Below are 12,166 nucleotides of genomic sequence, written 5' to 3' on the forward strand. Positions count from 1 at the left end.
CGCGCCGATCTGCGCGCGCGGATATCGGAAAGGTGCAGGCCGGAGGATTGCGTGCAGCCACTGCGGTTTCCCCCATTGCCCGGCGCTGCCGTCCATCCCAGAGTGCTGCCATGCGCGTTGCCACCCTGCCCTCCCGGATCGAATTCGCCGGCCATCGGATCGCCGGCCTGCGCCTGGCGGACTGCCGGGACGTCGACCAGTCCAACGAACTTTCCGCCCGTCTGTTCGGCTCGGCGCGCATGCGCAGGCTGCGCGCCGGCGGTGCTTTCCATTTCACGCACGACCACGTGCCCTTCGGTGCCGTTTCGTTCGACCGCATGAGCTGGGGCGCCCATACCTCGCTCGTCCCGAAGGCGGAATCGCTGCCGGGCTACTACCTCGTCACGCTGCCCATCCGGGGCTCGGCGCGTGTGCGGCAGGATTCGCACGTGCAGCCGCTGGCGCACGGCACGTGCGGCGTGTTCAGCCCCTTGCGCAGCTTCGAGATCGAGGCTTACGAGGGATTCGACCATCTCCTGGTGCGCATCGATGCCGCGTTCCTGGCGCGCGCGTGGCAGGGGATCTCGGGCCGGCCGCTCAGCGCGCCCCTGTTCTTCGAGCCCGCCATGCCGGATTCACCGGCCCTCGCCGCCCAGTGGATGTCTTTGGTGACGCTGGGCGAAAGCGTGGCACGACTGCCCTTGGGCACGCCGGCGCGCGAGTATGCGCAATCGGCGTTCGCCGCCAGCGTGGCCTCGGTCCTGCTGACGCAGCATCCCCACAACCACCGCTTCCTGCTGGAGTCCGACTCCCGGGCGGCGGCGCCCCGCGTGGTCCGGCTGGCCGAGGAGTTCATGCAGCAGCGGCTGCGTGAGCCGGTGACGGTGGCCGAGGTCAGCGCTGCCTGCGGCGTGTCGCGCCGCTCGCTGTTTGCCGCGTTCCAGGCGCATCACGCAACCGGCCCGATGGCATGGCTGCGCCAGCGCCGCCTGGATGGGGCACGCGCGATGCTCGAGAAGCCCGGGCGTGACGACCTGCGCGTGGCGGATGTGGCCCTGGAGTTCGGCTTCTTCCACGTGGGCGAATTCGCAGCCGCCTACGGGCGTGCGTTCGGCGAAACGCCGTCGATCACCTTGCGGCGCGGCCGGCTGGGCTAGCGAGTACGGCGGGCAAAAGCCCAGGGCGGTCCGATCCGGCAGGACACTGCCCTCAGCGGACCTCGATCACGCGGCGTCGCGCAACTGCCCCTTTCTTCTTCTTGAGTTCGACCTTCAGCACGCCGTTGCGCAGCGTGGCCTTGGCGCTGTCGGGCTCCACGTCGGCCGGCAAGCGCACCGTGCGCTGAAAGCCGCCGTACGCGCGCTCCATCAGGTAGTAGCTCCCGCTCGCATGTTCGCGTGTGGAGTGCCTCTCGCCACTGATGCGCAAGTAGCCGTCCATGACGCTCAGCTCGCAATCGTCGCGCTCGATGCCCGGCAGTTCGAGCTGGACCACCACGGAATCGCCGCGGTCGACGACCTCTCCCGCGAGAAGGCCCCAGCGCGGGAACGAAGGTGTCCGCTCGTCCGGTTCGCTCCTGCGGGGAAGAAAGCGCGTGAGCGCGGAGCTCGTTCGCTGCGTCAGGTCGCGCCAACCTTCCGAGACGTCTTGCCAGCCATGTCGGAAGGCATTTCCCAGATCCTTGAGAACTTCCATGTGCGCCTCCTTTCGAACACTCATCGGGTGCTGATGTGCGGTCGGAGTTCGGCGTTTTCAAGCCTCATGCGGCTCCGTCGTCCGGGCCTGTCAAGCTTCTGCGCGCTCGGGCCAGACCCGGTTGCGCAACACGCCGATCGCATCGACCTCGACTTCGACCACGTCTCCCTCTTTCATGAATACGGGCGGCGAGCGCTTGGCGCCGACACCACCCGGCGTGCCGGTGACGATCACGTCGCCAGGCTCGAGGGGCATGAAGCTCGATATGTAGGCGATCTGGCGCGGCACGCTGTGGATCAGCATGTCGGTGGATGCACGCTGCATTTCCTGGCCGTTCAGCCGGGTCACCAAGGTCATCTTCCGACCCGCCTCGATCTCGCCGGCCGGCACCATCCAGGGCCCGAAGGCGCCGGTTCGCCAGAAGTTCTTCCCAGGCGTCCACTGCGACGTGGCGTTCTGCCAGTCGCGAATGCTGCCGTCGTTGTAGCAGGCATAGCCGGCGATATGGTCCCAGGCGCGGCCTTCCGCGATGCGCCGCCCAGCGGTTCCGATGATCACGGCAATCTCGCCCTCGTAGTCGAGACGATCGGATTCGCGGGGCAGGATCAAGTCCTGCCCATGCGCCACCTGCGACTGCGGCACGCGCAGGAACAGCGTCGGACTTTCGGTGACGGTGCGGCCCGTCTCGCGCACGTGCTCGCTGTAGTTCAGGCCCACGCACACGATCTTTCCCGGGTTGGGAATGACCGGAAGGAGCGTCACCTCCTCCAAGGCGAAAGCCGGAGATTGCCCGGCGACTGCGTCGGCGGCAGCGCCCAGCAGGCCCTGCGCAATCAACGCCTTCAGGTCGGGCGCCTGCGCGCCGAAAACGGGCGCGAGATCGACCACGCGTTCGCCCACGACGGCACCGTACGAGGGTCTACCTTTGATTTCGAAGCTGATGAATTTCATGAAGTCACTTTCGTCTCTTGGGAATTCCGCAGCGATGCAAGCGCAATCGTCCATCGGTACAGCTCGTCGAGCATCACGCGCGCCGATTCCGTGTGAACGGGAAGAGGCTCGAACCGGCTCCCGCCCAGGTGCTGCGCGACATTGGGAAGCGCCACCGCCTCCAGCATGGGCACCATCTTGTAGGTCGAGACCAGTTGCTTGGTCACTTGCACGGCCCGCATGCCGCCGGAGATCCCTCCATAGCTGACGAATCCCAGGGCCTTGTACTGCCACTCCCGCACCAGGTAGTTGAGCGCATTGAGCAGAGATGGCGGCGGGCCGTGGTTGTATTCGGGCATGACGAACAGGAAGGCATCCGCGCTGTCCACGGCCGCCGACCACGCGCGCGTATGCGCATGGCGGTAGTTCCCGAGGCGGGGATGCTCGGGCTCGTCGAACACCGGCAGCTCGAAGGCCGCGATGTCGAGCAGGTCCGCATCGAAGCGCGCGTGTGCGGATGCGGCTTCCAGCGCCCACTCGGCGATTCGCGGGCCGACCCGTCCCGGCCGGGTGCTGCAGACCAGGATGCGCAGACGCGGCCTCATGCAGGGACCCGGCCCAACCGGTCGACGGCCTTGGCGATCCGTTCGGCATGGTCGCGGCTGTGGTGGGCAATGGCCTGGAATGCCGCCGAGAGTTCGAGGATCGTTTCCAGCGGCGCATGCTGCGCCTCTCGCATCAGCCGCTTCGCCATGCGCAGCGCATGCGGCGGATTGGCCGCCATGCGCAGCGCCAGCCGTACCGCGTGCGCCATCAGTTGCGCCTCGGGAACGACCGCGGAAACCAGCCCGCACGCCAGTGCTTCTTCGGCATCGATCGCATCGCCGGTGAACGTCATTTCCGCCGCCTTGGAAGGGCCCACCAGGCGCTGCAACAGAAAGGCGCCGCCATCGCCGGGGATGATGCCCAGCTTGACGAAGCTCTCGGCGAAGCGAGCGCCCGGCGCCGCGATGCGCACGTCGCACATGCACGCCAGGTCGAGCCCCGCGCCGATCGCGGGCCCGTTGACCGCGGCAATGACCGGCACCTCGAGCCCGTAGAGCGCCAGTGGGATGCGGTGGATGCCCTCCTTGTAGTGGTACCGGTCGTCCACCGGCTCCAGCCGAGGGTCTTGGACGCGTTCCAGCATCTGCTTGATGTCGCCGCCCGCACAGAACGCGCTGCCCGACCCGGTCACGATGGCCGCGCGAATGCTCCGGTCGCGCGAGATGGCGGCGCAGGCGGCCTCGATGCCGTCGTACTGCGCCTGGGAGGCCAGCGCATTGCGCGTTGCCGGCGTGTCCAGCGTGATGACGGCAATGGGGCCGTCGACTTCGTATCGGATGGGTGATTTCATGGTGGGCTGTTTCAATCGATCTGGATGGCTCCGCTGTCTGCCAGCGCCTGGATGTCTCGCGAGGAAACGCCGAGCACCGCGCCCAACACGTCCCGCGTGTGGGCGCCCAGGTCCGGCGGTGCCATGTGGTAGCGCACCGGCGATGCCGACAGGCGCAAGGGGTTCGCCACCAAGGGCACCGTGCCCGCGCCCGCATGCGGCAGCGCGACCTCCATGCCGCGTGCGCGAACCTGCGGGTTGTCGAAGACCTGGTCGATGGTGTTGATCGGACCGCAGGGCACGCCCACCGCCTCGAGCGCGGCGATCCAGTGCGAGGTGCCTTGCGTCCGGGTGCGGCGCGCCAGCTCGGCGGAGAGGTCCTCGCGGTGGGCGACGCGATCGCGGTTGGCCGCGAACCGCGCATCGCCGGCGAGCTCCGGACAACCAAGCTCGCCGCACAGCCGCGCGAACTGTCCGTCGTTGCCGACGGCCACGATCATGTGGCCATCGGCCGTCGGGAAATCCTGGTACGGCACGATGTTGGGATGGGCATTGCCCATGCGCCCCGGCGAAATGCCGCCCACCAGATAGTTGGCAGCCTGGTTGGCGAGCGCCGCAACCTGCACGTCCAGCAGCGCGATGTCGATGTGCTGGCCTTCCCCGGTGCGCTCGCGATGCGCCAGGGCCGCCAGGATGCCGACGGTGGCATAGAGGCCGGTCATGACATCGGTGACCGCGACGCCGACCTTCTGCGGGCCGGCGCCGGACTCGCCGGCAGCTGCGCCGGTGATGCTCATCAGACCCCCCATCCCCTGGATCAGGAAGTCGTAGCCCGGCCTGGCCGCGTAAGGCCCGGTCTGCCCGAAGCCGGTGATCGAGCAATAGATCAGCCGAGGGTTGCGCTTGCGCAGAGTCTCGTAGTCGAGCCCGTAGGCCGCAAGTCCGCCGACCTTGAAGTTCTCGATCAGCACATCGCATTGCCCGGCCAGTGCGCCCACCAGGGCCTGTCCGTCCGGCCGCGTGAAGTCGATGGCGAGCGACTTCTTGTTGCGATTGGCACACAGGAAATAGGCGGCATCGAGCGCTTCCCCATCCGTGCCGCGAATGAACGGCGGTCCCCAGGCTCGCGTGTCGTCGCCGACCCCCGGCCGCTCGACCTTGAAGGTTTCCGCACCCAGGTCCGCCAGCAGCTGGCCAGCCCAAGGGCCCGCCAGGATGCGCGACAAGTCCAGCACCTTGAGGTGCGAAAGCGCTCCGCTCATAGCAGACCGGGGTAGGAGCCCCCGTCGAGCTGCAGGTTCTGCCCCGAGATGAAGCCCGCCTGCACGCTGCAAAGGTAGGCGCAGGCATCGCCGAACTCCTTCAGCGTTCCGAATCGCCTGGCCGCGATGCCTGCCGTGATGCGGGCACGGGCTTGGTCCCAGCTCAGCTTTTCCGTGTTCATCAGGCGCTGCGTCATCTCGACTTGGCGAGGGCTGTCGATGCGCTCGGGCAGCAGCTGGTTGATGGTCACGTTGTCGCAGGCGACATCGAGCGAGAGTGCCTTCGCGAAGGCGGTCAACCCGGTGCGCGCGGTGGTCGACAGGGCCATGTGCGGGCGCGGCGTCTTCACCATGGCCGAAGTGATGCTGACGATGCGGCCGAAGCGGCGCTCCCGCATGCCCGGCACCACGGCCTGAATGAGCTGGATCGGACTCAGGAGATTGGCCGCCAGGGCCTGTTCCCAGACCTGGGGTGTCCATTCCTCCAGCTTGCCGGGCGGTGGACCGGCGTTGTTGTTGACCAGGATGTCGGGCCGCGGGCAGGCCGCGAGCAATGCGCTGCGACCCTCGCCGACGTTGATGTCGGCGCACACAGCCACGACCGTGCCGCCGGTCCGCCGCGCCAGATCGGCCGCCGCCCGCTCCAGCTTCTGCGGCTCCCGGCCGTTGATGTAGACGATGGCACCTTCGCGCGCCAGCGATTCCGCGCAGGCCAGGCCCAGCCCCTGCGACGACGCGCAGACGATGGCCGCGCGTCCTTTCAATCCAAGATCCATGGCGACGCCCAGTTCAGCGGATCTTCTGGTCGCGCCAGTGGTTGTTGGGCGTGCGCTTGCCGGCCAGCCATTCGCGCAGCTCCAGGTGCGGATCGGCCTTGGCGCGCTCCTCGAAGATCTCCGGGCTGTTCTGGGCGTCGTAGGCGAACTCCATCGTGAAGTCGTCCGGCGAGGTCACGTAGAGCGACATGCAGTAGCCGTGGTGCGTTTCGTTGAAGGGATAGCTGGCGGCCTGAAGACGCCGCTCGATGTCTTCGTAGGTTTCCAGGTCCACCTTGACGGCCAGGTGGTCGTAGCGCAGGTTCGGCAGAACCGGGGGACGAAACTTCTCGTAGGCGCCCGGGTTCGCGAACTGGAAGAACGACAGTGCGCTGCCATCGGCGAAGCTGTAGTAGGTGTGGCAGAGGTTGAGCGTGGCATCCAGATCGCGGTTGAAAACCTCCTCGCACCAGGTGCTCGTGAGCGGAATGCCCAGCAGGTCCTCGATGAACTTCCTGTTTTCCTCCTGGTCGCGAACGATGAAGGCGTGGTGGTGCATGCGCTCGGGAAGCTTCGCGAGCGGAGGGTTGGGTGCAAGGTTCGTTGACATGAGAAGTTTTCCTTGGTGAAGGCGTTCGACGACGCCTATCTCAGGCTGGGGCCATCGATGCGAATGCTCTGCTCCAGGGCCTCGCACTGTTCGTAGATCCACACGTCGTAGGCCGCGAGGCGGCTGGCCCATTTGGGACTGATCTTGTTGACACAGTGGTTCGTCAGGCGATCGGTCCAGTCCCGGGTGGCCGCCCAGGAGTTCTTGGCGTCCGCCGCATTCAGGGCATCGTTGGCATAGGGAATGGTGCCGATCGCTTCGGTGACCGCGTTGTGCAGGTCCGTCATGAATTCGAGCTGCGTATCGACGTCGGCCTTGGTGCCGGGCTGGAAGTGTCCGGCCACGAGCTTGTTGAAGTCCCAACGCGCGTTCATGCTCTTGACCAAGGCGAAGTAGCCCGGAATGTCCGTCGCGAGGCCCATGCGGCGCCACATCATCCAACCCGGGTAGACCACGTCCACGAGCATCAGCACCTTCTGGCCGGGGTGGAAGATGCCGATGTTGCCCAGGGAGTGGTTGGGGCCGGGGTATCGCAGCTGCAAGGTCTGGTTGCCCACCACCAGCGGAAAATCGACATCCAGCGTGTCGAAGGTCCGGGTCGGCACCGGCCGCTTCGGATCCCTGGCGAATTCCAGTGCCTTGAGCGTCTGGTCGTGCGCCACGATCTGCATGCCCGGGTTGGTCTTGAGCAACTCGCTCGCATAGCCGATGTGATCGATGTGGGCATGGCTGTAGACCATCGCGACGATGGTGGCGCCGTTCGCCACTTCCTGGATCGCCTTCAGGATCTTCGGACCCAGGGTCGGCGGCGCATCCGCGAGGATCACGCCCACGTCCGAAACGACGAACATGGTGCTGTAGATCCCGTCGCCCACCGCGTAGACGCCACCGCCCAGGTTGTCGATGCGGTAGCCCTTGGCCGCATCGATGGGCGGGCCCATCTGCGCTTCGGTGAGCGGGGTGTACGCGTCCGATCGCACGTTGGGCGGCACGATGTCGGGCATGTTCGAGTAAGGCAAGCCCCAGGGCGTCGCCTGGGCACCCCTGCGCACCTGCTGCGCCTGGGACAGCGACGGCACCTGGGCTTGCGCATCGTTGCCGCCGCAGCCCTGGAGGATGCCGGAAGTGGCCAGCGCCAGCGCGGGCAAAGCCAGAATTCGCGCCAGCGCCGAGCCGGCCGCCCAGGCGCTTCGCAGTCGCAGTCGACAGGTCATGTGTCTCTCCTCCTGTTGTGGGAATTTCTGCTTCACTTGTCGCCGAGCCGCGGCGCGACCGAACGCCAGGCGGCGCGATGCTCCGCCAGCGCTGTCCGGGTCTGCGCCCGATCCAGGGCCATGGGCTCGTAGCCGGCCTGCTTGAGCTTGGCGGCGAAGCCTGGATCACGGCCCAGTGCCGTCGCGGCTTCCGTCAACCGGGCGACGATGGTTTCGGGCGTTGCGGCCGGTGCGAACAGTCCGAACCAGCCGAACACCTTCAGGTCGCGCAGCCCGATCTCCTGGGTGGAGGGCACGTCGGGAAACTCCGGCGAACGGCTCGTTCCGACCACGGCCAGGGCCTTGACCCGCTTGTCCTTGAGCTGCGCCTGGGCGGCTGCGCCGGACGACAGCAGCACCTGGATCGTTCCGCCGAGCAGGTCGGTCATCGCCTGGCTGCTGCCTCGATAGGGGACGCCCAGCATCGAGAGCCCGGCCTCGCGCGCCAGGAGCTCGGTCGTGAAGCCGAACTCATGGCTGGGCACGCCGTAGCTCAGGGCCTTGGGATGGGCCTTCGAATAGGCGACCAGTTCCGGCAGCGAGCTGGCAGGCACCGAGGCGTTGACCAGCAATACCAGCGGTGTCTTGGCGACGATGGCGATCGGCACGAAGGCGCGCTCCGGGTCGAACGGCGGCTTGGGCTCGACGAACTGCGCGATCGTGATGGGACTCTGCGGCGTGAACAGCAGGGTTCGCCCATCGGGCTTCGCCCTGGCCACCGCATCGGCGCCGATGTTGCCGGCGGCACCCGCCAGGTTGTCGACGATCACCGTTTCCTTGAGGGTCTCCCGCAGGCCGTCGGCCACCAGCCGTGCCACCACATCGCTGCCGCCGCCTGCCGCGAAGGGCACGACCAGCCGGATCGTCGCGGCGCTGCCGGTCTGCGCGAGCAGCGCGCCGGGGAGCGCAATGAGGGATGCGGCCGCGGCCAATGCCGCACGGCGCGAAAGGCGGCCTGTCTCGATGTTCATTTCTGTCTCCATTGGCTCAGATCTTTTTCAGCAAACCCGACATGTCCCAGCGTGACTCGCCCGCAACGATCGGCAGGCAGTCCGGGGGAAAGTCCTGCCTGATCGCGATGCCATTCGCCAGCACGGTATCGAGGAAGGCCGGCAGATGCTTCATCGCCTCGTTGGGCTTGTCGTGCAGCACGACGGCGGTCCAGTCCTGCGCTTCGATGTCGGCCAGCGCGCGGTCCACCCACGCGCCCGGCGGTTGCTCCCAGTCCCTAGGCACGCTGTTCCACAGCACGACGGAGTGACGCGTGCGGCACAGGTAGGCGAGCGATTCCGGCGTGAACACGTGCGGTCCGAGAATGCCCTTGCCGGCATAGGGCCGAAAGAGAGGCACCTCCTCGTTGAGACCGTCGAGCAGCGCGTCCATTTCTTCGATCTCGGGCAGGTGATGGCCGGGCGGCGCGTCTGAATGGCCCAAGGGCACGTCGTGACTCAAGGTGTGGTTGCCGATCCAGTGGCCCTCTGCTTTCGCGCGCTCGGCCAGCGCCCGCGCCCCGGGCGCGCGCAGCTGCTTGCCGACGAGGAAGAAGCTCGTCTTGATGGCGCGCTGCGCGAGAGCATCCAGCACGGCGGCGGTGCCTTCGGTCGGTCCGTTGTCGAAGCTGAGGGTCAGCCGTTTCATGTCTGCTCGATGTCTCTTTGTGGGATGCGCCGATGATCCAAATCCGCAAGCCCCGGGTCTGTCCCCAAGATCAGGGACGGGTTTTCCCCAGGTCGTGGCGGTCTTGGCCGCCGTCTACTCCCCTGCTCTTGCTCACCCCGAGGTCTATGATCGAATTCCGTCCCGATTCACCTGCTCGATGCGCGCGGTTCCACCCTGCTTCGGCCATGTCTGACGATTCCATGTTTCCTCGGGCGCTCGATGCCATCGGGCGCGAGGAGTTCGCGCCGACGCTGTTGTCGCATCTGAATGCCGCCGTGGGCGCCGAGCATTGCGTGCTCTTCCGCTTCGAGGAGGACGACCTCCAGGTCCTTGGCTACGCAAGTTCGAACGGCGGCGCCATGGCAGGCGCCAACTCGTCGCGCTACCGCAAGGATTTCTGGAAGCGCGACACGATCTACCAGGGCCTGAAGGCCAACATCAGCGGCTACCGTTCGGAGATCGCCTGCGTGCCCGCGGAGCAGGTCGGCGATGCCGAGTTCCGCCACGAGATGTTCCTGACCCAGCGCCTGGCCGGGCGCGCGATGCTGGTCGGCGAGCGCAACGACAGCCTCTATGGAATTTCCCTGTTCCGCGACGATGCCGCCGGCTTCTTTTCGGAGTCCGAGTGCCTGCTCATCCGGTCCGCCGCCGATACGCTGATCTCATGCCTGGCCAAGCACCATGGCCTGCTGGCCAGAGCCAGCTCCTTGTCCGCCGTCTTTGCGTCCGTGGACGAACTGGCGTCTCGCTTTGCCCACGTGCCCGCGCAGCTCAGCGCGCGCGAATGCGAGGTCTGCGCCCGCATCGTCTACGGGATGTCGATGAAGGAGATTGCCCGCGACCTCGGCATTTCGGCGCAAAGCGGCACGACTTACCAGAAGCGCGCCTTCCTCCGGCTCGGCGTGACGAGCCGGGCACAGTTGCTTCGAAGATTGCTGGCGCACCTGAGTTGAGGCAAGCGGCCACGGACATCGCGTCCATCGCGCGCATGATCCGCCGCCCGTCGTCACGCCACGGGTCCCTCTCCCCGCGGCAGCGAGAGCTGGAACAAGGCGCCGTGGGGCAGGTTGGACGCAACCCAGAGCCGGCCGCCATGGGCCTCGACGATCGACCGGCTGATGGAAAGCCCCATGCCGATGCCCTGCGGCTTGGAGGTGCAGAACGGCTCGAAGAGCGTGTCCGCCATCTCGAGCGCGATGCCCGGACCGGAGTCGCGCACCTCGATGCACACGCCACCAGCCGAGTCGGCGGCGCAGCCGATCGCCAGCCGCCGAGGACGATCGCCAGGCGTGCTCATCGCGTCGATGGCGTTGGCGATCAGGTTGAGCATCACCTGCTGCAGCTGCACCCGGTCTCCGCGCACGCTCGGCAGACCGTCGGCGAGCGCCGTCTCGAGCGCTATGTTGCCGCGGCGCATCTGGTCGCGCGTGAGCGCGATCACGTCGAGGACGGTCTCCTTGACATCGACGAGATCGCGGCGCGGCGGCTGGCGCATCACCAGCGCGCGGATGCGGTCGATGACTTCGCTGGCGCGCTGGCCGTCCCTGGCGAGGCGCTCGAGCGCGTGCCGTGCCTTCTCGAGCTGGGGCGGCTCGGCAGCGAGCCATCGCGTGCAGGACCCGGCGCTCGACACCATGGCCGCAAGCGGCTGATTCACCTCGTGGGCGATGGACGCCGCCAGCACGCCGAGCGTGGTCACCCGGTTCACCCGCGCCAGCGCCGCCTGCGCGTCGCGCAGCGCTTCGGATGCGAGGACGTGGTCGGTGAGATCGCGCGAGATGACGAGCACCGCCTCCAGGCGCTCCGAGTCGAGCCGCAGCGGCGAATAGGACACCGACAGGTAGAAGCGGCCCAGTTCGGTCGTGAACCATTCCGCGAAAGTGACGTGTTCTCCGGCGAGGCAGCGATCGAGATGCGGCTTCAGGGTGCGCTCGAAGACGTCGGTCCCCGCAAGGTCGGCCACATGCATGCCGACGATCTTCTCGGCCGGCATCCCCCAATTGCGCTCATAGACCGGATTGACTCTTTGATAGCGGTAGTCCCGGCCGATCACGGCCACGCCATCGGAGGCGCTTTCGAACACCTGGCGCGTCAGGTACTCGGCCCGCTTTCGGGCGGCCAGGTCGGCCACTGTCACGGCCTGCAGCAGCTCGCGGCGGGTGAACGGCTTGGTCAGCGTGCGCGCGGCCCCCAGCGCAACCGCGCTGTCTGCGTCCAGGCCGCGTCCCATCTGGAAGAGGCCCGAGATCGCGATCACCGGGATGTCCGGGTGGTGCTGCTGCAACTCGGCGATGACCACCGCGCCACTCGTTCCCGGCATGTGGATGTCGGTGACGACCAGCGCCGGGGCCGCCGACCTCACGGCCGCGAGCCCGGCGCTTCCGTCCGCGGCCTTGCGCACCACGTAGCCGGCCGCCTCCAGCCACTCCGCCAAGGCTTCGCGCATGATCTCGTCGTCTTCGATGACGAGGATGTCGTTGGTCGTAGTCATGATCCGTCGACGAGGGTCAGAGTCCCTGGCCCGTTGCTTCCCGAAGAGGGCCCTCCTGTCGGTGCCTTCTCGCCGATTCGAATTAGGCTACGGAGAGAAAAAAAAGGAAAGCAAGCCGGAGCGCGCGTGCAACCAAGGCTCAGAGCGCCCACCTGCA

Annotated in this window: 13 protein-coding genes; 2 read left to right on the forward strand and 11 right to left on the reverse strand. The window is 67.1% G+C overall.

Annotated features, from left to right (window positions below):
* The first annotated feature begins 110 nt into the window (after positions 1-110).
* Positions 111-1,136 carry a cupin domain-containing protein gene (locus AC3A6Y_RS21745; protein WP_487870296.1) on the forward strand — a complete coding sequence of 342 codons (1,026 nt, stop codon included), beginning with the start codon at positions 111-113 and terminating at the stop codon, positions 1,134-1,136.
* A 52-nt stretch (positions 1,137-1,188) separates the two neighbouring features.
* On the opposite strand, the gene AC3A6Y_RS21750 is transcribed toward AC3A6Y_RS21745, so the two are convergent.
* The 10 genes from AC3A6Y_RS21750 to AC3A6Y_RS21795 form a co-directional block, all read right to left on the reverse strand.
* A complete protein-coding gene (locus AC3A6Y_RS21750) occupies positions 1,189-1,674 on the reverse strand; it encodes an Hsp20/alpha crystallin family protein (RefSeq protein ID WP_487870297.1) in 486 nt (161 codons plus the stop codon).
* A 90-nt stretch (positions 1,675-1,764) separates the two neighbouring features.
* Positions 1,765-2,625, reverse strand: a complete 861-nt coding sequence (locus AC3A6Y_RS21755) for a fumarylacetoacetate hydrolase family protein (protein WP_487870298.1) — start codon at positions 2,623-2,625, stop codon at positions 1,765-1,767.
* The gene (locus AC3A6Y_RS21760; protein ID WP_487870299.1) at positions 2,622-3,209 is read right to left on the reverse strand and encodes an NADPH-dependent FMN reductase; all 588 of its coding nucleotides are present in this window, start codon (positions 3,207-3,209) and stop codon (positions 2,622-2,624) included. The genes AC3A6Y_RS21755 and AC3A6Y_RS21760 overlap by 4 nt, the downstream gene beginning before the upstream one ends.
* Complete coding sequence (locus AC3A6Y_RS21765) at positions 3,206-4,000, reverse strand: crotonase/enoyl-CoA hydratase family protein (RefSeq protein ID WP_487870300.1); 795 nt, start codon at positions 3,998-4,000, stop codon at positions 3,206-3,208. Before AC3A6Y_RS21765 ends, AC3A6Y_RS21760 begins: the two co-directional genes overlap by 4 nt.
* Before the next feature lie 11 nt (positions 4,001-4,011).
* Positions 4,012-5,241 carry a CaiB/BaiF CoA transferase family protein gene (locus tag AC3A6Y_RS21770; protein WP_487870301.1) on the reverse strand — a complete coding sequence of 410 codons (1,230 nt, stop codon included), beginning with the start codon at positions 5,239-5,241 and terminating at the stop codon, positions 4,012-4,014.
* Complete coding sequence (locus AC3A6Y_RS21775; RefSeq protein ID WP_487870302.1) at positions 5,238-6,017, reverse strand: SDR family oxidoreductase; 780 nt, start codon at positions 6,015-6,017, stop codon at positions 5,238-5,240. The genes AC3A6Y_RS21770 and AC3A6Y_RS21775 overlap by 4 nt, the downstream gene beginning before the upstream one ends.
* 13 nt (positions 6,018-6,030) lie before the next feature.
* Positions 6,031-6,606 carry a VOC family protein gene (locus tag AC3A6Y_RS21780; RefSeq protein ID WP_487870303.1) on the reverse strand — a complete coding sequence of 192 codons (576 nt, stop codon included), beginning with the start codon at positions 6,604-6,606 and terminating at the stop codon, positions 6,031-6,033.
* 35 nt (positions 6,607-6,641) lie between these two features.
* A complete protein-coding gene (locus AC3A6Y_RS21785; protein ID WP_487870304.1) occupies positions 6,642-7,820 on the reverse strand; it encodes an MBL fold metallo-hydrolase in 1,179 nt (392 codons plus the stop codon).
* A gap of 32 nt (positions 7,821-7,852) precedes the next feature.
* Positions 7,853-8,830, reverse strand: a complete 978-nt coding sequence (locus AC3A6Y_RS21790; protein ID WP_487870305.1) for a Bug family tripartite tricarboxylate transporter substrate binding protein — start codon at positions 8,828-8,830, stop codon at positions 7,853-7,855.
* A gap of 16 nt (positions 8,831-8,846) precedes the next feature.
* On the reverse strand, positions 8,847-9,497 hold the full coding sequence (locus AC3A6Y_RS21795) for a polysaccharide deacetylase family protein (protein ID WP_487870306.1): 651 nt from the start codon (positions 9,495-9,497) through the stop codon (positions 8,847-8,849).
* Between the two features lie 128 nt (positions 9,498-9,625).
* On the opposite strand from AC3A6Y_RS21795, the gene AC3A6Y_RS21800 reads away from it, so the two are divergent.
* Entirely contained in the window at positions 9,626-10,471 is an 846-nt protein-coding gene (locus AC3A6Y_RS21800) for a helix-turn-helix transcriptional regulator (RefSeq protein WP_487870307.1), read from the forward strand.
* A 53-nt stretch (positions 10,472-10,524) separates the two neighbouring features.
* Here the strand turns inward: AC3A6Y_RS21800 and AC3A6Y_RS21805 are convergent, their stop codons facing one another.
* On the reverse strand, positions 10,525-12,009 hold the full coding sequence (locus AC3A6Y_RS21805) for a sensor histidine kinase (protein WP_487870308.1): 1,485 nt from the start codon (positions 12,007-12,009) through the stop codon (positions 10,525-10,527).
* Positions 12,010-12,166: the final 157 nt, after the last annotated feature.

Source organism: Variovorax sp. Soil_C_17 (genome assembly GCF_057657265.1).

What these genes read in the sequence shown, in the direction of transcription:
- AC3A6Y_RS21750 (WP_487870297.1), bottom strand. Translation starts at nt 1,674, where the DNA reads ATGGAAGTTCTCAAGGATCTGGGAAATGCCTTCCGACATGGCTGGCAA.
- AC3A6Y_RS21745 (WP_487870296.1), top strand. Translation starts at nt 111, where the DNA reads ATGCGCGTTGCCACCCTGCCCTCCCGGATCGAATTCGCCGGCCATCGG.
- AC3A6Y_RS21770 (WP_487870301.1), bottom strand. Translation starts at nt 5,241, where the DNA reads ATGAGCGGAGCGCTTTCGCACCTCAAGGTGCTGGACTTGTCGCGCATC.
- AC3A6Y_RS21785 (WP_487870304.1), bottom strand. Translation starts at nt 7,820, where the DNA reads ATGACCTGTCGACTGCGACTGCGAAGCGCCTGGGCGGCCGGCTCGGCG.
- AC3A6Y_RS21795 (WP_487870306.1), bottom strand. Translation starts at nt 9,497, where the DNA reads ATGAAACGGCTGACCCTCAGCTTCGACAACGGACCGACCGAAGGCACC.
- AC3A6Y_RS21805 (WP_487870308.1), bottom strand. Translation starts at nt 12,009, where the DNA reads ATGACTACGACCAACGACATCCTCGTCATCGAAGACGACGAGATCATG.
- AC3A6Y_RS21780 (WP_487870303.1), bottom strand. Translation starts at nt 6,606, where the DNA reads ATGTCAACGAACCTTGCACCCAACCCTCCGCTCGCGAAGCTTCCCGAG.
- AC3A6Y_RS21775 (WP_487870302.1), bottom strand. Translation starts at nt 6,017, where the DNA reads ATGGATCTTGGATTGAAAGGACGCGCGGCCATCGTCTGCGCGTCGTCG.
- AC3A6Y_RS21790 (WP_487870305.1), bottom strand. Translation starts at nt 8,830, where the DNA reads ATGAACATCGAGACAGGCCGCCTTTCGCGCCGTGCGGCATTGGCCGCG.
- AC3A6Y_RS21765 (WP_487870300.1), bottom strand. Translation starts at nt 4,000, where the DNA reads ATGAAATCACCCATCCGATACGAAGTCGACGGCCCCATTGCCGTCATC.
- AC3A6Y_RS21760 (WP_487870299.1), bottom strand. Translation starts at nt 3,209, where the DNA reads ATGAGGCCGCGTCTGCGCATCCTGGTCTGCAGCACCCGGCCGGGACGG.
- AC3A6Y_RS21755 (WP_487870298.1), bottom strand. Translation starts at nt 2,625, where the DNA reads ATGAAATTCATCAGCTTCGAAATCAAAGGTAGACCCTCGTACGGTGCC.